This is a genomic window from Acinetobacter sp. YH12049 (assembly GCF_013419875.1).
GTDB classification, from domain to species: Bacteria; Pseudomonadota; Gammaproteobacteria; order Pseudomonadales; family Moraxellaceae; genus Acinetobacter; species Acinetobacter amyesii.
The window spans coordinates 42,120-65,961 of sequence record NZ_VOZH01000006.1 but is presented as its reverse complement, the minus strand read 5'-3'; the positions used below and the strand labels follow the sequence as shown (position 1 = coordinate 65,961).

21 protein-coding genes are annotated in these 23,842 nt (G+C 40.2%); 9 read left to right on the top strand and 12 right to left on the bottom strand.

Translation table 11 applies throughout. The features are described 5' to 3' along the window. Positions 1–25 precede the first annotated feature (25 nt). The 3 genes from FTU05_RS03870 to FTU05_RS03860 are packed head-to-tail and all read left to right on the top strand — an operon-like array spanning position 26 to position 1,351. Positions 26–640 carry an RNA polymerase sigma factor gene (locus FTU05_RS03870; RefSeq protein WP_111883945.1) on the top strand — a complete coding sequence of 205 codons (615 nt, stop codon included), beginning with the start codon at positions 26–28 and terminating at the stop codon, positions 638–640. Beyond that, complete coding sequence (locus FTU05_RS03865) at positions 637–957, top strand: hypothetical protein (protein WP_078190377.1); 321 nt, start codon at positions 637–639, stop codon at positions 955–957. Before FTU05_RS03870 ends, FTU05_RS03865 begins: the two co-directional genes overlap by 4 nt. Continuing rightward, positions 947–1,351: a DUF3106 domain-containing protein gene (locus tag FTU05_RS03860; protein WP_078190378.1), complete on the top strand. Its 405-nt coding sequence runs from the start codon at positions 947–949 to the stop codon at positions 1,349–1,351. Before FTU05_RS03865 ends, FTU05_RS03860 begins: the two co-directional genes overlap by 11 nt. 88 nt (positions 1,352–1,439) lie before the next feature. Here FTU05_RS03860 and FTU05_RS03855 read toward each other — a convergent pair whose 3' ends face one another. The 4 genes from FTU05_RS03855 to cxpE all read right to left on the bottom strand — a co-directional run bounded on the left by FTU05_RS03855 (position 1,440) and on the right by cxpE (position 7,749). After that, positions 1,440–3,854, bottom strand: a complete 2,415-nt coding sequence (locus tag FTU05_RS03855) for a CSLREA domain-containing protein (RefSeq protein WP_180164307.1) — start codon at positions 3,852–3,854, stop codon at positions 1,440–1,442. A gap of 24 nt (positions 3,855–3,878) precedes the next feature. Further along, a complete protein-coding gene (gene rbtA, locus FTU05_RS03850; protein ID WP_180164251.1) occupies positions 3,879–5,690 on the bottom strand; it encodes a rhombotarget A in 1,812 nt (603 codons plus the stop codon). 118 nt (positions 5,691–5,808) lie between these two features. Next, entirely contained in the window at positions 5,809–6,513 is a 705-nt protein-coding gene (gene hda / locus FTU05_RS03845; protein ID WP_078190380.1) for a DnaA regulatory inactivator Hda, read from the bottom strand. An 18-nt stretch (positions 6,514–6,531) separates the two neighbouring features. Continuing rightward, positions 6,532–7,749, bottom strand: coding sequence for a chloramphenicol efflux transporter CxpE (gene cxpE / locus FTU05_RS03840; RefSeq protein WP_180134607.1), 1,218 nt, complete (start codon positions 7,747–7,749; stop codon positions 6,532–6,534). 134 nt (positions 7,750–7,883) lie between these two features. Here cxpE and purM point away from each other — a divergent pair, with 134 nt between their 5' ends. After that, positions 7,884–8,954: a phosphoribosylformylglycinamidine cyclo-ligase gene (gene purM / locus FTU05_RS03835; protein WP_078190382.1), complete on the top strand. Its 1,071-nt coding sequence runs from the start codon at positions 7,884–7,886 to the stop codon at positions 8,952–8,954. Positions 8,955–8,963: 9 nt separating this feature from the next. After that, positions 8,964–9,593: a phosphoribosylglycinamide formyltransferase gene (purN, locus tag FTU05_RS03830; RefSeq protein WP_180040183.1), complete on the top strand. Its 630-nt coding sequence runs from the start codon at positions 8,964–8,966 to the stop codon at positions 9,591–9,593. Positions 9,594–9,666: 73 nt separating this feature from the next. Here purN and FTU05_RS03825 read toward each other — a convergent pair whose 3' ends face one another. Continuing rightward, positions 9,667–10,476 carry an alpha/beta fold hydrolase gene (locus FTU05_RS03825; protein ID WP_180040185.1) on the bottom strand — a complete coding sequence of 270 codons (810 nt, stop codon included), beginning with the start codon at positions 10,474–10,476 and terminating at the stop codon, positions 9,667–9,669. Next, positions 10,473–11,498, bottom strand: a complete 1,026-nt coding sequence (gene sppA, locus FTU05_RS03820) for a signal peptide peptidase SppA (RefSeq protein ID WP_078192397.1) — start codon at positions 11,496–11,498, stop codon at positions 10,473–10,475. The genes FTU05_RS03825 and sppA overlap by 4 nt, the downstream gene beginning before the upstream one ends. A 127-nt stretch (positions 11,499–11,625) precedes the next feature. Here sppA and FTU05_RS03815 point away from each other — a divergent pair, with 127 nt between their 5' ends. Beyond that, positions 11,626–12,597 (top strand): lysophospholipid acyltransferase family protein, encoded by a 972-nt coding sequence (locus FTU05_RS03815; RefSeq protein ID WP_180008950.1) that lies wholly within the window; start codon positions 11,626–11,628, stop codon positions 12,595–12,597. Positions 12,598–12,628: 31 nt separating this feature from the next. On the opposite strand, the gene FTU05_RS03810 is transcribed toward FTU05_RS03815, so the two are convergent. The 3 genes from FTU05_RS03810 to FTU05_RS03800 all read right to left on the bottom strand — a co-directional run bounded on the left by FTU05_RS03810 (position 12,629) and on the right by FTU05_RS03800 (position 17,105). Next, the gene (locus FTU05_RS03810; protein WP_180164249.1) at positions 12,629–15,088 is read right to left on the bottom strand and encodes a DNA internalization-related competence protein ComEC/Rec2; all 2,460 of its coding nucleotides are present in this window, start codon (positions 15,086–15,088) and stop codon (positions 12,629–12,631) included. Between the two features lie 105 nt (positions 15,089–15,193). Beyond that, the gene (gene lolD, locus FTU05_RS03805; RefSeq protein ID WP_111883937.1) at positions 15,194–15,877 is read right to left on the bottom strand and encodes a lipoprotein-releasing ABC transporter ATP-binding protein LolD; all 684 of its coding nucleotides are present in this window, start codon (positions 15,875–15,877) and stop codon (positions 15,194–15,196) included. After that, the gene (locus tag FTU05_RS03800) at positions 15,870–17,105 is read right to left on the bottom strand and encodes a lipoprotein-releasing ABC transporter permease subunit (protein WP_078190389.1); all 1,236 of its coding nucleotides are present in this window, start codon (positions 17,103–17,105) and stop codon (positions 15,870–15,872) included. The genes lolD and FTU05_RS03800 overlap by 8 nt, the downstream gene beginning before the upstream one ends. A 26-nt stretch (positions 17,106–17,131) precedes the next feature. Here FTU05_RS03800 and FTU05_RS03795 point away from each other — a divergent pair, with 26 nt between their 5' ends. Next, the gene (locus FTU05_RS03795) at positions 17,132–17,701 is read left to right on the top strand and encodes a PilZ domain-containing protein (RefSeq protein WP_078192054.1); all 570 of its coding nucleotides are present in this window, start codon (positions 17,132–17,134) and stop codon (positions 17,699–17,701) included. Positions 17,702–17,708: 7 nt separating this feature from the next. Here the strand turns inward: FTU05_RS03795 and FTU05_RS03790 are convergent, their stop codons facing one another. Both FTU05_RS03790 and FTU05_RS03785 read right to left on the bottom strand, forming a co-directional pair. Continuing rightward, positions 17,709–18,614 carry a DMT family transporter gene (locus FTU05_RS03790; RefSeq protein WP_168378072.1) on the bottom strand — a complete coding sequence of 302 codons (906 nt, stop codon included), beginning with the start codon at positions 18,612–18,614 and terminating at the stop codon, positions 17,709–17,711. A 5-nt stretch (positions 18,615–18,619) separates the two neighbouring features. Continuing rightward, positions 18,620–19,108 carry a YaiI/YqxD family protein gene (locus FTU05_RS03785; protein WP_373685259.1) on the bottom strand — a complete coding sequence of 163 codons (489 nt, stop codon included), beginning with the start codon at positions 19,106–19,108 and terminating at the stop codon, positions 18,620–18,622. A 266-nt stretch (positions 19,109–19,374) separates the two neighbouring features. Here FTU05_RS03785 and FTU05_RS03780 point away from each other — a divergent pair, with 266 nt between their 5' ends. Next, complete coding sequence (locus FTU05_RS03780; RefSeq protein ID WP_168378073.1) at positions 19,375–20,307, top strand: hypothetical protein; 933 nt, start codon at positions 19,375–19,377, stop codon at positions 20,305–20,307. Between the two features lie 607 nt (positions 20,308–20,914). On the opposite strand, the gene serC is transcribed toward FTU05_RS03780, so the two are convergent. Continuing rightward, entirely contained in the window at positions 20,915–21,994 is a 1,080-nt protein-coding gene (gene serC / locus FTU05_RS03775) for a 3-phosphoserine/phosphohydroxythreonine transaminase (protein ID WP_078190394.1), read from the bottom strand. Between the two features lie 347 nt (positions 21,995–22,341). On the opposite strand from serC, the gene FTU05_RS03770 reads away from it, so the two are divergent. Next, on the top strand, positions 22,342–23,829 hold the full coding sequence (locus FTU05_RS03770) for a TolC family protein (RefSeq protein ID WP_180164247.1): 1,488 nt from the start codon (positions 22,342–22,344) through the stop codon (positions 23,827–23,829). Positions 23,830–23,842: the final 13 nt, after the last annotated feature.

Sequence of the window (23,842 nt, the reverse complement as noted above, 5' to 3'; positions counted from 1 at the left end):
TCCAATGACAGGATTTTCCATCTCTATGGATTTAGCACCCAAAAAGTCCGAGACGCAAGACAGCAGTGTTTTAAAAAGCACGGCTGAGTCTCGCCTGAAAAACTTCATGAATGAAGTGACGGGGCGTGCTTTAGTAATGATGGAAAGTGCAACGCACGGTCAACATGGCATTGCCATGGACTTGGTGCAAGAAGCCTTTATTTCCTTACATAAAGCTTATGCTGAAAAGTCCACAGAGGAATGGTATCCCCTGTTTTACACCATTTTAAATAACAAGCTGCAAGACTGGCGTCGAAAAGAAGCACGTCGTTCGCAGCCGTTTTCCTTATTTAGAAAAGTCAGCCTAGATGACGACGATGTCGAGATACAGGATGTGGTAGATGAATCTACACCAAACCCTTTCGACTTTCTGGATCAGGCTGTCACTGCAGAAGAAATACAAGATGCTATCGCAGAACTTCCAGTCCGCCAGCAACAAGCATTTATGTTGCGAGCTTGGGAAGGCTTTGATACGCATACAACTGCAGAAATTATGAATTGTTCCGAAGGCAGTGTGAAAACACATTACCACCGTGCCATTCAAGGTTTACGTACCGCTTTGGCACATTTGAATCCACATATGGGAGGATCATCCGAATGAAACAAGATGATTTCTTAAAGCAAGTAACTTCCAAACTTGATGGACTCGCACAGCACCATAAAGACAAAGCAACTGTCATGAATAACGTGCTTGAAGATATTCATCAGCGCGAAACTTCACGTTATGGTTTCTGGAAAATGTCTGGCTTTGCACTTGCAGCAGCAATTGCAGGTTTTGTCATTTTACCAAATGCGACTGTACTGGATGACAAACCACAAAATCAGGTGATTTCAACCCCTAAGCTCTCCCCTCAAATGGTGGAAGATCTTGAAATGTTGATGGTTCTGGGTGAGGACAAAGTTCCACATGGCAGCTAAAAAATTAGCAATTGCATTCTGTGCTTTTAGTTTTTTGCAAACCAGTTTTGCTGGCTTTGATCGCTTTTGGATATTTTCAAAAGATGCAGATACCCAAGTCAATGAAACTTGGGATTCGCTATCTGAAGCAGAACAACAGGCTTTAATTAAAAAGTACCAGGCACTCAAAGAGATTCCTGCAGATCAACGTGTCAGCTTGCAACAGCGCATGGATTGGTTCACCCAACTTCCAGACAGTGAAAAGCAGCGTATGCGCGAAACGTGGCAAAAAATGAGTACTTTAGAACGTAAAGAACTCGCGACACGTATGCAAAAAGCTAGTCCTGATGAACGACCTGCTATTCGCGATGAATATATCAATAAATACTTACAACCTATCGCTGTCGTTCACTAATCAAAAACAACAGTGTTGTGAAAATCAAATCAATTGCATGAGTTAAGTCATAAAAAAAAGCCTCTTATCGAGGCTTTTTTTTATTGTCTTACTTGCTCAACCGACGCTGACGATACACACTTAAACCAATCAGTGCCAACAGTCCAAATACTCCCATTGAGCCACCGCCGCTAGAAGAAGAGTTGGTATTTTTCGCTGTATTCTTAAGGGTCAGGATTGCATTACTTGAGGCAATACCATCACTATCAATAACGCTATATTCAACAGGATAGTCGAACTGACTGAAGCCATTTTTTACTGAGAAGGTAATTTTTCCACCGTAACAAGTTTCCTTTAGATAACTTGCCGGACAACTGCCACTATACTCAGCTTCAAAGTTTAAACCTGCAGGGATTTTCGTAAAACGAATTGGAATAATTTGACCTTCTTCATTTTTATGCCATACCGATTTACCTGCTGGCATAGATGCAACTGGACCATCACCATCATCATTAGCATTTTCTAATAAATTATTGACGGTAACAGACAAATTATTTGACGGACTAATCGTATATTGCGCAGCTTTGGCCACTGGGGTCATATTTTTAAATGCCACACGTACTACACCAGAGGATTCCGCCTGACTCCCTGTCTTTTGTTTTAGCGTATATTTACAAAAACCGTATTCGGTAGGCGCTGTTGTTGCCCCACTGGTGCGATATATAACGATTTGTTTTATTCCCGCATCCCAATCACAGTGCAGGTCATGTGGTGGATTACCCACAATACTTGCTTCGCCTGTACTAGACACCGTAATTTCACTGCCAATGCCGATTGGTGAAGTCGTTACAGTGTAGTTGTCAGCATTTAAGGCGATTTGTCGTGTTTCAGCACTTCCATTCACAGACTCTTCTTGAGGTAATGATGCTGGGAATGGATCAAAATAAACCGCACGATATTTAAGGTTATTTTTTAATGCACTTAATACCGCTTCGTATTTTGTTAAATCATCCTGATTGGCAACTTTGTATTCTGCATAATCTGGATCTTCGATATCCTTTTTCAAATCATCAATTGTTTTTTGATATTTCTCTTGAATAGCTGCTAAGGACTCGTTGGTAATCTCTGCCATATCTGCTGCAGTTAAATTCATTAATTCAACCGAACCAATCTCACAAGTATTTCGTTGTGCAGGTGATAGCTGCAAGGTACCATTCGTAATCCGCAAAATACCCCGTTGATCGGCTTTACTACATCCCTCTAAGCCAAGATTGATCAAGTCAAAACCACTGCCGATCGCTTTCGGGTAATACAAAGGTAAATACAAGTTATAAGCAGATTTTGTTTGTAGGGCGCTTAATAAAGTGCCCATAGCATAACTACTTACATCATGGTTTTGCAGAAAGCTTTCTGTATTATTCAGCACACTTTCGGGTAAATCACACTGCCCAGCTGCCAGTTCAAAAGCATTATTACTCGCAACAAACTTTTGACCATTATCAGGTACAGCATTATTCAGATAACGACAAGACTTACCACCAGTATTATAGGACAACACATTGAAATACCAAGCTTTTCCACCATTATTGTCATAATAATAAGTACTAGCCGCATTATTTTCGACTATTGTATTACTGGTTAAAACGAAGCTAGAAAAAGCACTTAAACGATCCGTTCCCTGAGAAATGGCACGGATAATACTACCCGCACTTGGATTTGCTTGGTTTTTTGCAATCGTATTTGCTGTCAATTCAACTTTGGCCTTTCCACAGAAGTCCATCACACTATTACTCGTCGATGAACCATTTTGAATAATACTGCTTTGCTGGAACACAATTTCAGGCTGGGTATCCCCCAAGTTCCCGATACAGTCCATAGCAACAACACTTCCTTTAGGTGCGATGTTGCCCTGAACTAAACTGCTCACCAATAATGTTTTCTTCGACATATTATGCGCAACGGAGTAGATCGCACCGCCAGCAACTTTGGCTTGAGAGTTTTCTATTGCACCATTATTTAAGGTAAATGCTCCCCCTAAATATAAGGCACCGCCTCGATCTTCTGCCATCCCGCCAGTAAGGCGTACATTATTGACGATAAAGTTGGCTTCTGAGCGTGAAGTATTAAAAATACGCGATTTGCCTTGGGCATTAATCGTCGTTCTAATATCTTCATAGGCAGGAAATTTCTGCGTCAGTAAATTTTTTGAATCATAGTTAAAGCGACTTTTCCCCTCAATCACGATCTGATTTAGAGGAACTAACTCACCTTTGGTCAGAAGATATTCACCTGCTTCAAGTTGAATATAATCGGTCTGCCCATTATTTGGATTACCGACATTACATCCACCAAAAGATTTGTTTTTACGTGCAGTTTCAATCGCTTCACGTAAAGAACATTGATTGAGATTTTCACCATTTTCATCATCAAAGGTCGTAACTTTGATGATGTTACTTGTCGCTGCCATAGATGACATAGCCGCAAGGACCATGACCGCCAGCAATCCTTTTTTATAATTTTTCATGTGCTGTCCTTAATTCTATCCAGACTATTTTTTAAAGCGACGAAATCCAACTAAGCCAAGCAGCGCAAAAATACTCGCCCAGCCTAGAGCACCACCCGAAGTTTTAACGGTTTTACTTTCCATTTCATTGTTTGGTTCTTGGAAAATACGCACTTCTGCAGCTAAATAATTTTTTGCCGAAGTATTAAAACGGGTTGAAGACGTCACCACACGCAATTCAAAAATATCTGCGCCATGCCAATTTCCATTTGGCGTGTATTCAAAATCACCATTCAAATTCAGTGTAAATTTACCTTTAGATTCGGTGCTTTGTACAATTATTGGGCAACCATCTTGCCATGGCTCACCCGTTGGATTTGCCATACCCATCACTTTTGTACATTCTTCTTTTGGAATTAAATCACTGTCACCTAAGGCATCTAAAATATTAAACTTGGCCACTTCACCTGTACGTATGTCTTTACCTAATCGAGGCATGCTCACAGGAACCACAATTTCGATGGCACCACGATCACACCAAACATCATCCAAATTACGATTTTTTCCACGCTGATCAGAAGACTCACAATACACATGATGCTCATTGCCATCTGCTGTGGTCTTCCCCTTATTTAATATCGGGCTTGAGAAAATCGTTTCGTAATCTAATAAAATACGAGGACGTAAATAACCAATAAATGCGTTATTTGCTGTGGTAAATGGACAGAAAAGTGCATTACGATCTTCTGTTAAGGTTTTACAGCTACCTTCATCTTCACCCGCAATTAAACTCGTCCCAGACCATACATCATTTAAATTTGCAGCAGGCCCAACAGGACAACTCGCAGCCACTAAGTTGTTATAAAAAACAGATTGGTCTGTTCCTGAGTTCAAGACTTTACAATCTTGAGCGGTACCACTGAGCGCATTACCAATCACCACACTATTGGCTAAATAAGCATGCTCAGAGGTACTATTTAGTTCGATACCGCCACTGTTCTTCAGTACTGTAATATTATTGAGTGCTAAACCATCACGTAAGTTGACAGCAAAACCTTTGTTTTTGAAAAAGGTACTATTGGCAATGATATTTTGAGGGTTACTGAATACCAACTTGCTGATGTCTGCGAGCCCATTTTGATTGTAAACAATCGCTCGACCAGAATTGCTTTCATTATTTTTGAACAAAGATGTATAGATTTCATAAGCCGGTGCTTCTGAGTAAATTGCCCCGCCATCTACCGCTTTGTTGTTTTGAAAAATCGTGGTTCGTATATATAGACGGCTCGCTACAGCTGCGCCATCTTCTGAAAATCCAACATTGTAGATTGCACCACCAAGTCGTGCATAGCCATCTTCAAACTTTACATTTTCAAGTGTGAGTTTTTCATTATTAAAAATGATTCCGCCTTTATCAGCACATTGATCTTGCTTACATCCTTTAAATGAAATTTCTTTAAAATTGATTGCAAGTAGTTCTTTTTCGCTATCATTAATATTAAAAATTTGATCCTTACCCGTCATTTCAATGACGGCATTATTAAGACCGAGTACAACATCTTCATTGACGTTACTGTCATACGCCGTTTTCAGATTCAGTTCCGCTTTAATATCAATTTTTTTAGTGAGTTTATAAACTTCATTTTTTTTCAGAGAAATTGAGGCATAGGCGTCTTTACCCCCGCAACCATTATATCCGGCTTCTGGCATACCATTATTGATATATTCTATGGCTTCACGAAGTGAACATTCCTTGTCATCCTTTACAACATCTTCAGTGGTTGTAACGGTAATTTCTGCGCTAAATGCATGACCTGCCATGAGAAGCATGCCAATGCCTATGCTCTGTTTGAGCATATCCATCTCCTTAAATATTTTTTATCTTTTTATTCTTAAGTTGCACAATCCTTGCAACATTAAAATATTTTTATGTACTTTGTCACAGCTTGAGTAATTACTCAAGAATTTTTATTGCTTACCGATATTCATCAATTAGGGCAAAAATTTGTCTTAAATTGGCATGACTCAATTTGACTTTTTCACCTTTTAACATCTGAATCAGTTGTTCTAAAGAGCGAAGTAAAATAGACGCCTGATGCGGCCCATGTGCCAACAAATAATCCACAATTTGTTGATCCATATGGATGCCACGTCGCGCTAAAACAGAGTTAACGAGCGCTTGACGGTCTGCGTATAAGCTACCATTCGGCACTTTCACACTAACAGCCTGAGTTAATCTAGATTGTAGGTCTGGCAGTTCAAGTTTGAGTTCAATTGGCGCCAGTCGAGATGAAAAGACCAATTGACCACCTTCTTCGTTATTATAGTTAATCAGGTGAAAAACGGCTTTTTGCCAATGTGGAACTCCACTGATGGCTTCAATATCATCTAAAGCCACCAAATCATAGCGATCGAGCGAAGTAATCGCTTCAGTGGGCGCATCGAGCAATTCAAGCAATGAAACTTGAATTGCTGATTTGCCAATTTCTAAATATGAATCACATATTGCAGAGAGTAAATGGCTTTTTCCTGTGCCAGCTCCGCCATAGATATAGAAACGATTCATTAATCCTGCATGTAATTGACGTACACCATCGATTACATGTCCCCAACTCGGCCCAGAAAAATCACTAATTCGGGCATCGAGCTGAGGTTCTATATCTAACTGCAATTGACGCATATCTATATTTTAGCCTTATCAATCTTTATGTTCTGATCGTTCAATGTTACTCGAAATTTCAGGATCTTGCAGCGAATTTGCAGACTGATTTTTGAGCTCGATATCGACAGCAATTTGATTGGTTTCTACGCTTAATGTGCCAATTTCAGCATCATTCACTACGAGTACATCATTTCGGTATAAATTACTTTTCTCATAATTTTCACGCGCATGACGTAATAACACCACAATAATCGCTGCGACTGGTAATGCAATGAGCATTCCGAGCAGTCCTGCCAATTGTGCGCCTGCAAGTACTGCAAAAACCACAGCCACTGGAGACAAACCAATTTTGTCGCCCAATAAGAATGGCTGAAGGATATAACCTTCTATCGCCTGTCCCACCATGAAGACAACCAGCACTAAGGCTAAATGCACCCAATCCAAACCGAATTGGAATAGACATGCCACAACTGCCGAAATAATACCGACTGCAAAACCCAAGTACGGAATAATGCTGGCTAAACCCGCAATCATCCCGATGATGATGCCGACCTCAATACCCACCAATTGAAGTCCAACCGCATATACAACGCCCAATAAGAACATTACCAAGAACTGGCCTTTTACAAATGCGCCTAGAACTTCATGACATTCGCCTACGATGGTTAATGTGTTTTTTTCGTATTTGCGTGGAATAAGGCGACGCATGTTTTCTAACATACGTTCCCAATCTAATAGGAAATAGAAGGCAATAATTGGAATTAACACAATCGTGCCACCAATCTGTATGAAATTCAGACCCGATTGTGCCACTTTTAACAACATGGCTTGGATACTGTCTGCACTATAGTTGGTTTGAATATACTCCATGATCGCTGCTGACATTTGCTCTGTATCAATTTCCATCGGTACAAGATTAAATGTCTCTGATAACCACGGCAGGAATGTATAGTTGACCCAATGAATATTGCTTGGAATATTGTTTTTCGCATACATCAACTGTTCCCATACCAGTGGTACGAGGAACCACATTGCAAGGAATATAGCGACACCAATTCCAATAAAGACCAAACTGATAGATAACCAGCGCGGCAAGCCAATATTATGTAATTTATCGACTAAAGGGCTAAATAAATATGCAATTAGAAATGCGCCGATAAAAGGAACAACTACAGGCTTTAATAAGTATAAAACCCATATGATCAATGCTATCCCAGCAAGAATAAATATTCGGCGCAAGGTGCGATCACCCATATAAAGTCACCTTTTTTCAATGTAATCGTTATAGAAAGGAAAATATTTTAATAAAGATAACATTTTAGTGCGAAATAGCATAAGAGTTTTGCATATTCAGGTTATAATCCCCGCGCGAATGCGGAGACTTCATTATGAGCAACTCAACTTCTACCCCAAACACTGGTTTAAGCTACAAAGATGCAGGTGTCGACATTGAAGCGGGCGACGCGTTAGTCGATCGTATCAAATCTGTCGCGAAACGTACTGCACGTCCTGAAGTAATGGGCGGCCTAGGCGGCTTCGGCGCTCTTTGTAAAATTCCTAAAGGTTATGAAGAACCTGTTCTCGTATCTGGCACAGATGGTGTTGGTACAAAATTGCGTTTAGCATTGAATTTGAACCGTCATGACACAATTGGTCAAGACTTGGTTGCAATGTGCGTAAACGATCTTCTTGTATGTGGTGCTGAACCACTGTTCTTCCTTGACTACTATGCAACTGGCCACCTCAACGTTGACGTTGCAGCAAATGTTGTGACTGGTATCGGTGCGGGTTGTGAACTTGCAGGTTGTGCATTGGTTGGCGGTGAAACTGCTGAAATGCCAGGTATGTATGAAGGCGAAGACTATGACCTTGCAGGTTTCTGCGTAGGTGTAGTTGAGCAAAGTAAAATTATTGATGGCTCTAAAGTTAAAGCGGGTGACGTTTTAGTTGGTGTTGCATCTTCTGGCGCACACTCAAACGGTTACTCACTTCTTCGTAAAATTTTAGATGTGAAAAATGTTGACCTTACTCAAATCGTTGATGGTCGTCCACTTGCAGATACAGCAATGGAACCAACACGTATTTATGTAAAACCAATTCTTCAGTTATTGAAAGAAGTGGATGTACACGCTATGGCGCACATCACAGGCGGCGGTTTACCGGGTAATTTACCTCGCGTACTGCCAAATGGTGCTCAAGCGGTAGTGAATGAAGCATCTTGGGAATGGCCAGAATTATTCAAACTACTTCAAAAAGAAGGTGGTGTTGAACAATTTGAAATGTACCGCACATTTAACTGTGGCGTAGGTATGGTTCTCGTGGTTGATGCAGCCGATGCTGACAAAACAGTTGAATTACTCAATAGCCTTGGCGAAAAAGCATTCACAATGGGTCACATTGCAGATAATGCTGAATCTGTTGAAGGCGCTGACGAAAAAATCCGTGTAGTTTTCGCATAAGCAACGTTCATGATTAAAATTGCTGTACTTGTTTCAGGCAGCGGATCTAACCTGCAAGCCCTGATCGATGCCAATCTATCAGGTCAAATCGTTGGGGTGATTTCCAATAGACCTGACGCTTTTGCACTGCAACGTGCAAGAAAAGCAAATATTGCAACTGCAGTCATTGAACATAAGCAATATCCAAGTCGTGAAGCTTTTGATGATGTGATGCATCAACAACTGCTCGACTGGGATGTTGACTTGGTGATTTTGGCAGGCTTTATGCGCATTTTAAGCTCAAAATTTGTCAAAGCATGGGAAGGGAAAATGATTAACATCCACCCTTCTTTGTTGCCAAATTATAAAGGCATGCATACTCATCAACGTGTGTTAAACACTGGTGATGTTTTCCATGGCTGTACAGTTCATTACGTGACTGCAGAGCTAGATGCTGGCCAAGCGCTTGCTCAAGGTGTGCTTAAAGTCAATGTGCATGATCATGCTGAAAGTCTAGCAGATCGCATTCACGTGCTTGAGCATGTGATTTACCCTCAAGTCGCAGAATGGATCTGTAATGGTACGATCCAACATACTGCTGATGGGGTGTTATATCGCAATCAACCGATGCAAGCACCTGTTCAATTCTGCAAGTTTTAAAATCAGTTTTATCTATTTTAAATAGAAATAAAAAACGCATCCTTGGATGCGTTTTTTATTTGACTACATTTAATCATTCATGTTTGGCATGAACCGCTAACATTTGTTTGATCAGCTCCACCGTTTCTACTGGTTTTTCTAATGGAAACATATGACTCCCACCAACCACTTTAAATGGAATCGCAAATTTTTTCTCGACCATTTGTGGAAAGTGCCGAGCCAAAAATGGCCCCTGCTCTGCAATTAACTGCTGCACAGGCACTTGTGGTTGAGCCTGTGGTAACCACCACAGCGAAGGATTGGTTCGAAAAATATGAACCTCATCATCACGTGAAATCGTCAATTCCACCCCACCACGCAGTTTATCGTCCATCAAGGCATGATCAATATAAGCTTGATAACAGTCTGGATCGAAATCTTTATAAAAACCTTTCGGCCTTAAAAGCTCTGCTGCTTGTTCACGGCTGTCCCAATGATCACGACGACGCTTCGACAATCCTGCTGGGGACATTTTATCGAGGACTTTAAGTTTGAGGAGTTTTGCGATGTGCAAAGCAAAAGACTCTTTCCCCATGATCATAGGCGGATCAATCATTAACACTTGTTCAAACAATTCTGGGCGTTGTAAAGCAGCCTGAAATGTTAAAACCGAACCTAATGAATGACCTAATCCAATCACCTTACGACCATTGGCCTGACGTACAATACTGTCAATGACTTGCTGTGTTAAGCTTTTCCAATGGTTATCGATTGGGTAACGCTTATCTGGCCCAAGTAGCGGCACATAGATCACATCATATTCATCACTCAATAAATCAAACAATTTTTGATAAACCAGTGATGGCACGCCATTGGCGTGCGCAAAATGAATTAACGGTTTCATTGTAACTTCGTGCTGTTTTCAGATTGAACCTGTTGTGACAATGCGCTTGCCAAACCTTGACCAAATGAACTTCCCATACGACCAAGTACAGAATCAAATGGACTATTTTCAATGGTGTAGTTCACAGCTTTTTCAGTTTTCAACTCACGTTTCAGGCTATTTAAACTACCTGTACGGTCAGCAATACCCAGCTTCACAGCCTGATCACCTGTCCAAAATAAACCTGAGAAAATAGCCGGATCATTCGATTTTAATTTCTTACCGCGACCTTCTTTCACGGCATTAATAAAATGCGCATGAACGTTATCGAGTACACCTTGAACATGTGCTTTTTGTGCAGCATCGACAGGTTGAGTCATGGATAAAATCGCTTTGTTCTCACCCGAAGTCATGGTGCGATCTTCTACACCAAACTTTTGCATCAAACCACTAACGCCATAGTTCGGCATGATCACGCCAATTGAACCCACTAAACTTGAAGGATTGACAATAATTTCATCTGCGGCAGAAGCAATATAGTACGCACCTGAAGCGCCTGTATCACCAATAATGGCATACAGTTTTTTATCGGTATGGGCTTTTTTCAAGTACTGAATTTCTTGCCAAATTTCATCAGACTGAACAGGTGAACCACCTGGTGAATTAATATTTAAAACAATCGCTTTGCTTTGTTTGTTTTCATAGGCTTTTTTCAAAGCTTTGATAGTATTTGCGCTGTTTACACTTTGCTTGTCCGCTGCAATGGTCCCAATGATATCAACCACGGCAATATGTGAACCCGCTGTCGCTGCTGGATCAGATGACGACATGCTGCAACTTTTTGCCATCGCAATGATAATAAATAGCAAATAAGCAAAGGTTAAAAATTTAAAAAATATACCCCATCTACGTGCTCTACGTTGTTCTTCAACGGAAGAAAGCACGGCTTTTTCTAATATTTTCCATTCATTTCCAGTTGGCTGCTGAATATTGTTTGAAGAACTTTGCTGTTTTTCTTCAGGTTTTGGTGGCCATTCGGACATAAAAAAACCCATTTGATCGTTAATTTGTAGTCATTATATACACGCTAATCGCTATAACTGTCTAATCAATTCATTTTCCCCTATAATTATTTTAAATTTTCTTTCATTTCTTTCAGACTTAAACAAGATGACCGACCAAAATTCACAGGACACCACATATCACCTGTTAAAATTTATCAGCCGTCAACCTATTCAAATTTCAAGATTAATTGCAAAAGGTTTGGCTGGGTTAGTCAATGTTTTAAAAATCTCTAAAACCTACTCTACGATTCAACGCAATCTTAAAATTGCATTGCCTGAATTATCAGAGTCAGCTCGCATTCAACTCACTAAACAAGCGATTCGAAACGAACTTTGTTCTTATTTTGAATTTTTTAACATTTGGGGTGCAAGTACAGAAAAAAATATTCAACGAATTCATCACGTACATGGCGCTGAATATTTACATGAAGCGCTCGCCCTACAAAAAGGCGTTGTACTCGTAGTACCACATTTTGGTACTTGGGAAATCATGAATGCATGGGTTGCGCAATACACTCAAATGACCATCATGTACAAGCCGGTAAAAAGCGAATCTGCCAACAATTTTGTCCGTGCTGCTCGAAGCCGTGAGCAAGCAATATTGGTTCCTACGGATGAATCAGGTGTACGTCAAATTTTCAAAGCCTTAAAACAAGGTGGGACGACTGTAATCTTGCCAGACCATACCCCCAATGCCGGCGGCGAAATGATTCCATACTTTGGTATTCCACTAAAAACCAGCAACTTAAGTGCAAAACTAATTCAAAAAACCAAAGCACGTGCGCTCTTACTATATGCCATTCGTAACGATAATCATGGTTTTGATATGCATATCGAACCTATCGATGACAATATTTATCAAGGTAATGCAGATGATGGCTCAATGGTTATTTTTAAAGCAGTGGAAGATTTAATTCATCGTTATCCAGAACATTATCACTGGAGCTATAAACGCTTTAAAGCCAATCCAAAATTGAGAAATCTATACAATATTAGTGATGAGGAAGCCGCTCAACGCATTCGTGATATTCGTGAGGAATATCAAAGACAGCAAAAAATTAAAAATGTGACAGAATGACATTTTCAAGCAATACACTTGAAGCAGTTTTCTATTCAGATTCTTTAGATAGCCTGCGATATAGATCGAGCCATTTATACTTTGTACGCTCTTCAATTAGTTCAATTTGTTGTTTATTTTGTTTGAAATGAATACTTCCACTTTGTGCAGTTTGCAAGAGTGGAATGTCTAATTGTTTGAGACGTGTTTGGGTCATCTTTGCAGGATGTCCATAACGATTAAAGCGACCTGCGGAAGCAATCGCCAACTTGGGCTTAAAATGGTTTAAAAACGCATAGGATGAACTGTGCCGACTACCATGGTGTCCAAGCACCAAGACATCGACTTTTAGGTCTGGATAATCACTTAACATTTGATATTCCGTCTCCCAACCGGCATCCCCCATCAATAGAAAATGTCGTGGGCCATTGACGCCTTTGACCGTGACATATAGAACACAAGAACGTTCATTGGCATTCCATTTGGCATCTGTCAGATCTTCAGGCTTTGGCGAGAGTATTTCAAAATATACTTGCTGATCCCAATTCCACTGCTGACCACGTTGACATAAACGCTGTGGAGCTTGGTTCGTGGTTTGTACTCGCTCATTACTTGAAAGCTGCCCGATATCAAGCTGTTGCTCCAATGAGAAAAAGCCACCACTATGGTCTTGATCTAAATGAGTCAATAACACCCGATCTAGTCGATGGACACCATTCACACTCAAAAATGGCCGGATGATATTTTGCCCGACACTAAATTGACTTTCATCATAGTTTCCACCGAAGTCTACCATCATATGATGATCTACAGAACGGATATAGATCGCCTGCCCTTGCCCCACATCTAGAATTGAAAGTTGAAAGTTTGCTGAATTTCTCCATGGGATAAACAGAGCAAAAAAGGCAATGACCGCCCAATATTTTGGCAAGATACCTTCAGGTAAAAATAAGATTACTACAACGAGTATCAACAGTATGATTTGAGTTGACGTCAATGCGACATCGTGCATTTTTGGTGCAAAGAGTCGATCTAAGCCATAGAGAAACACATGCAATATTTCCAAACACAGATCATTGAATAAAAAAACCAAATGCGCCAAAGGTGTAGAAATATAAGAAAGTGCCCCTCCGATGATATCTAAAGGAACCACCACAGTCCCTAACCACGGGATGGCAAATAAATTACTTAGTGGGCTAATCCAAGTCACTTGCTTGAAAAAAATCACCATCAATGGAAATAAAGCGACAAAGATTTTCCATTGTGATTCCACCATCAACCACATTGAATGCTTTAACTTTTGCCAAAAACTGGCGTCCGTTTGAGCCAGTAAATGCTTCCTTAAGGTTTGATAAATCCGCAGTAAAATAAAGCATGCGCCATAAGACAACCAAAATGCTGCGGATAAAATACTAAAGGGGTCCACTAGCAATAAAATAGCGGCACTAAAAACCAGCAGTTGAAAAGGCTGAATGGTTTGCCGTAACAACAGCATGCTACTGGCGACAAGGCAGATCGTCAGCGTTCTCAGTGCAGGTATTTCAAAACCGGTAAATGCACAATATACAAGGACACAGAAGATAAAGGGCACGACCAATACATATTGTTTAGGCCATTTGAGATAGATTTTGGGACAATATTTACGGATACCCAACTGCATCGCCCAACAGAACATACTGGCAAAAACCAGTACATGCGGTCCAGAAATCGCCAGTAAATGACTCATGCCAAAACGTTGAAATAATTCACTGGTTCCATCAGTCAGTAAACTTTTATCACCTGTAAGCAATGCTAGCAGTAAGCCATGATTCCGCAGCGGCTGTTGGTATATAAACGCTCTTAAATATAAACGCTGCTGTTCGACTTTTATTTTGAATTGATGCAACACACCTTGATGTCGTTGATACTGATGGCCATATCCCATCGCAGTCATATGTTGGGGTGGTATCAATTCGACAGACTTCACCTTTAAACTGGCATGTATATTTTGCTGTACGCTCCACCGCTCTTGGTCAAATGCACCTTCTGTCACATAGCTTTGGGTAGGTCGTAACTCACCATACATACGGTAGTACTGTCCAGGGACCAACTGAATCGTCTGTTCATTATTTTGCAAAATTGAATTGGGTAAATACGCCATAAAATATTGAATCTGCTGATTCAGATTGAGCACTTCAATTTTTTGCTGAATTGCTTGGTCTTTGAGTTGGCTGATCTGTGGAATATACGCTATAAACTCGCCTTGTCTGCTCTGATGTTCAACCAATGCCAAACGCTGATCGAGTTGAGTATTGGCAAAACTAAAGCCGAGAACTGCGCCCATGCAAAGATTTGTACTGAGCTGTAAGAATTTCGAAAAGATACTTTTTAGTTTTGGTGAAATGTAGAGCTGTAGCACTAGCCAAATCAGGACAATAAAAAGCAACTGAGCTGTCGAGAGTTGTGGATTCCAAAACATGAACCCCATAAAAGAAATGCCTAAAATCCAGCCAATACAAAAGCTTTGCAACATGAGTCATCATTATTTTTATTATGTGCTGGCAATAATAAAGCCCACCGAGGTGAGCTTCAATCAAACAATCTTAATCCACTAATTTTTGCGAAATCAATTTAGCGCTTAGTCATCAACCCATAAACCATCTTGCATATGCAAAATCGCATCAGCAGATTGAGCTAAATATTCATCATGGGTCACGATTAACATGGCCATGTTAAATTCTTTACGCAACTCAGATAGCAACTCAAAAATCTTCACTGCGGTTTTTCGGTCTAAGTTCCCTGTTGGCTCATCAGCCATCATCAACTTAGGTTTTGCTACCAATGCACGGGCCAAAGCCACACGTTGACGTTCACCGCCTGAAAGTTCGCCGGGTTTGTGCGTCATGCGGTGGGAAAGTCCAACACGTTCCAACAGGTATTCAGCTTGCTGCTTGACTTCTTTGAAGTTACTCGACTTCCGTAACATTAATGGCATCGCCACATTTTCAAAGGCGGTAAATTCAGGTAGTAAGTGATGGAATTGATATACAAAACCTAAATGCTCATTACGAATATATCCACGCTCTGCTTCACCTAAAGTGTCAAAGCGTTGACCATTAATCAACACTTGACCCGATGTTGGACGATCTAAGCCACCCAATACATGCAACAACGTACTTTTACCAGAACCACTTGACCCCACAATCGAAACAAACTCACCCGCTTTGACTTGTAATGAAAGTCCTCGAATCACATCGACTGTAGACTTCCCATCGGTAAAAGATTTGGTAATGTTTTGGGCATCTAAAACTAAATTACTCATAGCGTAGAGCCTCTGCAGGTTGAACTTTAGCTGCACGTAATGCCGGATAAATTGTCGCGATAAAGCTCAGGCCCAATGATAAAGATACAATCACCACAACATCTTGCCATCTTAAATAAGACGGTAAATAGTTGATGAAGTAAGCATCAAACATATTTAAGCCCAATGTTGTATTCAACCAACCGACTAAATTACTAATACTTGATGCAGCGATAATCCCTAAAATCGCCCCAGATACCGTACCAATCACCCCAATCACTGTACCTTGCACCATGAAGATCCGTGTGATTGTAGCCGGTGAAGCGCCTAGTGTACGCAAAATGGCAATATCGGATTTTTTATCAGTGACCACCATCACCAATGAAGACACGATATTAAATGCTGCAACCAATACAATCAGGAACAGCAATAAACTTACCATTGCCTTTTCCATTTGAATCGCACTAAATAGGTTGCCGTGTGTATAAGTCCAATCTGAAGCATAGAAGTTTGCTGGTAGATCACGCACAATTTCTTGAGAGACTTGTGGTGCTGCAAAAATATCATCCAACTTCATACGGATGCCTTGTGCACCATCTGGCAGTCTTAATAAAGTTGACGCATCGTTCAGGGCCACATAGCCCATCATCGAATCAACCTCTGCACCAATACTGAAAATACCCACAATTTTAAATCGTTTAAAACGCGGAACGACCCCAGCCGGCGAAGGAGTTGCTTCGGGAAGCACCAAGGTCACACTGTCATTCAAGCCTAAACCTAAGGCATCTGTCATTTGCTTGCCAAGGACAATACCAAACTCACCTTTTTTCAGGTTATCGATACTGCCTTCCACCATATGGTCTTGGATAATTGATACCTTTTTTTCATACTGCGGTTCAATCCCACTGACCATAATGCCAGACACTTGACCTTGTGCCGTCAACATTCCCTGTAATTGGGTGAATGGTGCGACCCCTTGAACATGCTCATGTTGCTCAATTTTTTTTGCAAGTTCAGGCCAATTTGTTAAAATTTGTGTTGAAGAAACAGTGGCTTGAGGTATCATTCCTAAGACACGAGTTTTCAGCTCACGATCGAAACCATTCATCACAGATAAAACTGTAATAAGGACTGCCACACCAAGCGTGAGGCCGATCATGGATACCAGAGCAATAAAAGAAATAAAGTGGTTACTGCGCCGAGCGCGAGTGTATCTCAACCCTATATACAGCGAGATTGGTTTAAACATAACCATCTAGTCCGAGGTAATATATTATGGAAAATTTACAGCATCAAAGCGTTCAAACTGAACGCCGTGTAATGTCGCGTATCGATGCTGCTTTGCGCATCAACTATCAGATTATCTCTGATGATGTTGCACTGAATGATCCTTACGATCCTAATTTTGTATTGCCGCGCTATTTTCTACTACTTGCTGAATTAGATCAATTTGATCATGCACTCAACTACGAATTAGAACAATTAGCTGAGAAAGATCAACAAATTGCTCGAATCTTATCCTTATTTAACCAAAAGTTAAACCTTATTACGGGTTCTTTATACGACGCAATTGTACAAAGCATGTTACCAGTGCCTGAGCATGTGAATTTCTCAGAGACTGGTTTGAGCTTTTTTAGCGAACGCGCGATTAAAGAAGGTACTTATATCCATGTGACCTTAAGCCACCCTGAAAATTTCTTCCATATTGCGGCAACTGCGCAAGTGGTTTATAGCCGTGAAGAAGAAAGCAACTTATACCGTACGGGTGCCTATTTTATCACACTGCTCCCTCAAGACCGCGTCAAACTTGCAGAGTGTATCGCACTGACCCAAAACAAAGAGTGATTTTTAATCAATGTTTTAATTTGTGGGCGAGCTCTCTGTTCGCCCGAAAATCTTTATAAAAATAAACAAACAAGCCTGATAATAGAATCACAGCACCAAGTAAAACCATCAATGATAATTTTTCATCATTCAGTAAAGCACCAAAGAGCATAGCAAGCATGGGTGTGAGTACCGTTGTTAAAGACAAAGTTGTCGCCTTGATGTTTTGTACCAGTTTGAAATAACAAAACATTGCAATCAATGAAGCCATAATCACTGCATAAAATAAGCCAATGAGTGCTTTGGTCGAAGGCATCTGTGTCGGTGCATACTGCCAAATAAACGGTAGCATCGCGGCAGAAAATAGTGCTGAGATAAGAATCGAACCCGTGGCCTGAGACATAGGCTGCAAAGGTGCATTGACTTTTTTCACCCAAAAAATCGACATACAGTAGACGAATACGCTCATTAACATTAAGACAATACCAACAGGCTGTACGTGCTGATCACTGCCGCCTAAGCAAATAATGGCTAAACCACAAACGGCAATCAACATCCCAATCCATTGCAAGCGATGCAGATAGGTATGAAAGAAGAAACGACCGATCAGACCCGTCATAATTGGTGCCAAACCAAACATCAGGGCAATAATGCCTGAGCTGAGATAGGCCGTTGCCATATAGGTAAAAATCTGAGAACCAATAAAACTAAATGCCCCCGCCAAATAACTGTGCAGCGAGGTTTTATCCATCGGCAGTTTATGTTTAAAAATAAACAATAATGCGACAGCCAAGGGTAATGCGATAAAAAAGCGTAATGTCAGTGCCCAAAACGCATTGATATCACTGACACTCCAAACGATGGCAAGTGGCGTGGTCGACCAAATAAAGACCAACAACGCATAGGTGGTCGCTAGATTTGTTTTAGATGGCATGGTTTTTACTTCTGCGCCGTTTTTCGTTTTTGCTTTTGAATGGTTTGATCTAAGCTACTAGAAAATTCGCGCTTATCTCGTTCTGAAATCGGTGCTGGACCACCAGTTTGCACACCTGCGCCCCGTAATGTATCCATAAAGTCGCGTAAATGTAGACGAGCTTTGACATTTGCTGTGGTATAAATCTCACCGCGTGGATGTATCGCTATACCGCCCCGCTCAATCACTTCAGCAGCAAGTGGAATATCCTGTGTCATCACGATGTCGTGCTCTTTCATGCGCTGAATAATTTCTTTATCCGCTGCATCTGCCCCACTCATGACTTGAATCGAGTTAATTCGCACCGAAGGCGTTATCCCAACATTTTGATTGGCGACAAAAGTGACTTCTAAATGGTAACGATCAGAAGCCCGAATAATTACATCACGTAAAATGCGTGGTAACGCATCTGCATCCACCCATAATTTAAATGGCAGCACTGATTTTCCATTCACTTTTAAACATAACTCATAGTAACAAATCTACATGACAATTTGGGGATCTGCATCCGTTGAATGGATCTACATTTCTCTAATCATGAGAATCGAAAAGCTGCAAAATGAGCCAAAGTTGAGACTATTTTCCAATGCTTTAACATTTAAATCCTACTGAAAACATTTTTTATGCATGATTTCATGATAAATATGATGTCGGTGACTTGAAAATTTCAAATAACCCTCGATTTATTAACTATGAAACCAACCCAATATCAATTGTGCATATGAAAAAACAAAATAGCCCTGAAATTATCACTATTGAAGATCAAACTTTTGGTAGTCATGTTGAACATTGGAATTTGCTTACAGGCAACCCGACAACGGATGTACCAGTTTGGCTGGGTCAGGCATTGGATGCACCCATTATGCCGATGGGCTTATGCGCACAAGAATCTGATATGGATCAAAGTACCTGGCTGATTCAAGGTCCATCACAAGCATCGATTCAACTGTGCCAAGTGATTGCGGTAGAAAATAATAAACCTAAAGCCGTTAAAACTGCATTTCCAAGTTTTGATAGCCCATATAAAACCAAAGCCACCATTGAACGTATTATTACCTGTAAATCCAATACGCAAGCTGTGCTTTGCCTCGACTTAGGCGCAAATACCAGTGTGTATGCTTTTGATAGTTTATATAGCGTCAATCACGACCAATATGAAAAAGATGCAAGCTACAGTGTGCAACTCAATGCTTGGGCCTATGAACTTGAAGCTGTCGCTGAACATGAACAGCTCGTCGTTGACGATCCTGCATCGATAAAACATCATCGTGCTTTAAACGATATCTTGACAGCAAATAATGGTGTTGCCCCTGCAGACTTACACGAACAGATTAAAGCGTGGCAACCGAAGTCTGAAGATGACAAAGCACCAGTCACCGTCGATTTTTCTAAAATGGTTGCATACCTATATGGTGAAAACCTCGGACAAGAAGATGAAGCTTGGTTCCAAGGGCATATTGTTGGCAAAACTGCCATGCAATTTAAAGAGCAAGACTATACGCTGTATGATGTGACCTTAATCCACGAAGAAAACCAAGAAGCGGTGATTGTTCGTGTTGCAACACGAAATCCGGCGCATAAAGATTTCAATGTTGGGCAATATATTCGTGGCAATCTGTGGATACAAGCCAATATTTACGCGAAATCTGCCTAATTTGAATTCAAAAACCCTATTTCAAATAAAAAAAACCGCCTCAGTGCGGTTTTTTTATTTCTCGCTAATCATGTGTATTCGCTGAATATTTAAATGATTGATTATTTCTTATCCACAAGCCAGTCAATATATTCTATTTTTAAATTCAAATTAAAATAACTTATCCACAATATTAAATTCAAAATAATGCTGCTAAATAAATCCATCTGCAAAGGATAAAATATAAAAATCTAATATAAATAAATAAGATAGGAAATTTATGAAACTAAATTTAACAATTCAATTGCTCATTTTTAAATAAACTAAATAGTTTAGTAAGTTTATGGCAGATAGTACTTTATTTAATCAAATAATTATGTTAAAAATGCGTTTAAGAAATAGTAATTAACGATAAATAGATCGGAAAGAATATCTATGAAAGTCGTGCAAGAAGAAAACTTATCGCAAGTTGACCATCACATGGAATCTCGATATCAAATCGAGCCAATGTCCTGCTTATTTTTTATGTTAGGTATGCTGATTTGTGCATACGTGTTACATACTTTTATTTTTTAATCTATTCAATAAAAAAAACCGGCAAATGCCGGTTTTTTTTATGCCTTTAGGATTATGCGTTGCGTTTTGCAAAGTCATCCATAAAGTTAACGAGTGCTTGAACGCCTTCTAGCGGAACAGCATTATAAATACTTGCACGCATACCACCCACTGAACGGTGACCAGCTAAATTCAGTAAATGGTTTTCTTCAGCTTCTTTCAAGAATTGTTTTTCCAATTCTGGATTCGCCAAAGTAAATGGTACGTTCATGATTGAACGGAATTCTTTTGCAATTGGATTTGCATAAAAATCGCTTGAATCGATATAACCATAAAGCAATTCAGCTTTTGCCATATTCGCTTTATAAATTGCGTCTACACCGCCCTGCTCAAGTAACCATTCAAAAACGAGGCCAGATAAGTACCATGCATAAGTTGATGGTGTATTCACCATTGAACCATTTTTCGCTTGAGCTGAATATTTCAAGATACTTGGAATATCTGCTTTCGCTTGATCCAATAAATCATCACGAATAATCACTAAAGTTAAACCAGCCGGACCAATATTTTTCTGAGCGCCTGCATAGATTAAACCGAACTTAGAGACGTCTAATGGTGCAGATAAAATGCTTGATGAAAAATCGGCAACCAATGGCTTGTCTGTTTCAGGAATGTTGGCAAACTGAAGACCACCAATGGTTTCATTATCTGCATAATGCACATAAGCCGCATCATCAGATAAGTTCCAGGTGCTTTGATCAGTAATCGCAAGTTTACCGTCAATGCTCGTACCCGCTTCAACGACATTAATGTCGCCATAACGCTGTGCTTCTTTCAACGCTTTTTCAGACCAAATACCAGTGTGGATATAGTCTGCTTTGCTGTTTTTACCCAATAGGTTTAATGGGATCGCAGAGAATTGCAGTGATGCGCCACCTTGAAGGAATAACACTTTATAGTTGTCTGGAATATTCATCAGCTTACGAAGATCAGCTTCTGCTTTCTCTGCCACAGCGACATAGTCTTTACTACGGTGGCTCATTTCCATGATCGAAAGGCCTTTGCCTTGCCAGTCAAGCATTTCAGCTTGAGCTTTTTCTAAAACGGCAGTGGGTAATGCAGCAGGACCAGCACAGAAGTTGTACGCGCGCATGAGTTTTCCTTTCAAAGTGAAACACAATAAAATGATGGCATTTAACCATATCTGACGCGTGCTTGCAGTAGTTAAAGCTGAAAATATTCCAATGCTGTCTGACATTTGAAGTCAAATTTTCAATAAAGATCAAAATTAATTCTTCTTAATTCAAATTATTAGATTTACTGATATTTTTTATCCCTTGAATTGATGCTAATTTAAGGTCTTGATGTGCGAAAATGACGTGCGCTACAAAGATAAAATTTATTTACATATGTATATGAAACAATACAACAACTTAGTGAATTTACCCAACTTCATCACAATGACTATAATGAACCCATCCTAGCTGTGAGTGTGTTTTTATGCCTCTACCTCGAACAGATTATTCTATAAAAATTAAACATACATTTCGTTCAGGATTGCTGCTTGGCCTTGGTTGTTTGAGTGTTTTTTTTAGCCCGACAGTACTTGCGCAAAGTATCAGTTATAGCCAAGCAGAACAAAGTCTACTCACTAGTTCTTTTAGCACTCAGGCCAACCAAGCGCTACAACAATCTGCCGAACTTCAAGCTCAGGCCATTAAAGGCCTTGGTTTACCTCGTGTGGATTTAAACGTCCGTGCCTATACCTTTCATAATGAACTCGATATTCCTCTCGGCGCCTTAAAAAACAACTTAGAACAAACGCTGAGTAATGGCATTAATAATAAAATTGATGAAAGCTTACCGAGTGATTTGGCAGACCCATTAAAAGACAGTCTGCAACAGCCAATCCGTGATGGTGTCGGATTAATTCCAGATTCTTCCCAAGTGGTCTTAGATGATCAAGTGATCCGCCCTACCGTTTCCGTAATGATGCCGCTGTATACCGGTGGGTTAACGTCTAGCGCCAAGGAAATTGCCAATATCCAAGCCAAACGCAGCGCGATAAGCAGTGAACAACAACAAGATGTGCAACGTTTTGAATTAATCCAAGCCTACTTCAATGCTCAATTACAAAAAAAATTAGTCGAAAGCAGCCGCTTCAATTTAAATGCGATGCAACAACACTATGCCAATGCGCTCAAAATGGAACAACAGGGTTTTATTAGCAAAGGCCAGCGTATGCAATTTGAAGTGGCGAAGAATAATGCACTCAGAACTTTTCAAAATACTGAAGCGAATCTTCGCTCTAGCTTATTTAAGTTAAACAACTTAATGCAAAGCAGCCAAATTACTGATCTTTCAACGCCATTATTTATTAATCAGCAACACAATCAAAATATAACCGCCTTGCTGAAAAGTTATCAGGATCAGTCTAGTTTGGTGCGTAAAATGCAATTGGACAGTCAATTGGCTGGTGCCAATGTGAAAGCCCAAAGCGCAGCAAAAAAACCCAACGTCTTTGCCTTTGGTGAATATAGTCTTGACGATAAACAAAACTGGATCGTTGGTGTTGCCGCTCGCTACAACTTATTTTCAGGTCTTGATAAAAACAAATCCGTACAAGCTGCCGAACTTCAACGCTATGCATCTGAGTTAATGACTGAGCGTACCAAACAAGAAATTGAAAGTCTGATTTATAGCTCGTTTAATGAAGTCACCAGCGCTCAGCAAAGTCACCTGTTGTTACAGCAAAATCTAAAAGCCGCACAAGAAAATTTAAGAATCCAACAACTTTCATTTAAGGAAGATATGGGAACAGCCACACAAGTCATTGATGCACAAAATGCACTGAGTGGGCTACAAAGTGAAATGGCGCTCAATGCTTATAAATACGTGATGTCACTCGCAACACTGCTACAAAGTCACGGGAGCATTGACCAGTTCCAAAGCTATATCAATCAATCACACACCGACTATATTCGCTAAGTTTAGCCGAGGG

Coding starts and splice junctions, on each gene's coding strand:
- FTU05_RS03870 (WP_111883945.1), top strand. CDS start 26: ATGGATTTAGCACCCAAAAAGTCCGAGACGCAAGACAGCAGTGTTTTA.
- FTU05_RS03865 (WP_078190377.1), top strand. CDS start 637: ATGAAACAAGATGATTTCTTAAAGCAAGTAACTTCCAAACTTGATGGA.
- FTU05_RS03860 (WP_078190378.1), top strand. CDS start 947: ATGGCAGCTAAAAAATTAGCAATTGCATTCTGTGCTTTTAGTTTTTTG.
- FTU05_RS03855 (WP_180164307.1), bottom strand. CDS start 3,854: ATGAAAAATTATAAAAAAGGATTGCTGGCGGTCATGGTCCTTGCGGCT.
- rbtA (WP_180164251.1), bottom strand. CDS start 5,690: ATGCTCAAACAGAGCATAGGCATTGGCATGCTTCTCATGGCAGGTCAT.
- hda (WP_078190380.1), bottom strand. CDS start 6,513: ATGCGTCAATTGCAGTTAGATATAGAACCTCAGCTCGATGCCCGAATT.
- cxpE (WP_180134607.1), bottom strand. CDS start 7,749: ATGGGTGATCGCACCTTGCGCCGAATATTTATTCTTGCTGGGATAGCA.
- purM (WP_078190382.1), top strand. CDS start 7,884: ATGAGCAACTCAACTTCTACCCCAAACACTGGTTTAAGCTACAAAGAT.
- purN (WP_180040183.1), top strand. CDS start 8,964: ATGATTAAAATTGCTGTACTTGTTTCAGGCAGCGGATCTAACCTGCAA.
- FTU05_RS03825 (WP_180040185.1), bottom strand. CDS start 10,476: ATGAAACCGTTAATTCATTTTGCGCACGCCAATGGCGTGCCATCACTG.
- sppA (WP_078192397.1), bottom strand. CDS start 11,498: ATGTCCGAATGGCCACCAAAACCTGAAGAAAAACAGCAAAGTTCTTCA.
- FTU05_RS03815 (WP_180008950.1), top strand. CDS start 11,626: ATGACCGACCAAAATTCACAGGACACCACATATCACCTGTTAAAATTT.
- FTU05_RS03810 (WP_180164249.1), bottom strand. CDS start 15,088: ATGTTGCAAAGCTTTTGTATTGGCTGGATTTTAGGCATTTCTTTTATG.
- lolD (WP_111883937.1), bottom strand. CDS start 15,877: ATGAGTAATTTAGTTTTAGATGCCCAAAACATTACCAAATCTTTTACC.
- FTU05_RS03800 (WP_078190389.1), bottom strand. CDS start 17,105: ATGTTTAAACCAATCTCGCTGTATATAGGGTTGAGATACACTCGCGCT.
- FTU05_RS03795 (WP_078192054.1), top strand. CDS start 17,132: ATGGAAAATTTACAGCATCAAAGCGTTCAAACTGAACGCCGTGTAATG.
- FTU05_RS03790 (WP_168378072.1), bottom strand. CDS start 18,614: ATGCCATCTAAAACAAATCTAGCGACCACCTATGCGTTGTTGGTCTTT.
- FTU05_RS03780 (WP_168378073.1), top strand. CDS start 19,375: ATGAAAAAACAAAATAGCCCTGAAATTATCACTATTGAAGATCAAACT.
- serC (WP_078190394.1), bottom strand. CDS start 21,994: ATGCGCGCGTACAACTTCTGTGCTGGTCCTGCTGCATTACCCACTGCC.
- FTU05_RS03770 (WP_180164247.1), top strand. CDS start 22,342: ATGCCTCTACCTCGAACAGATTATTCTATAAAAATTAAACATACATTT.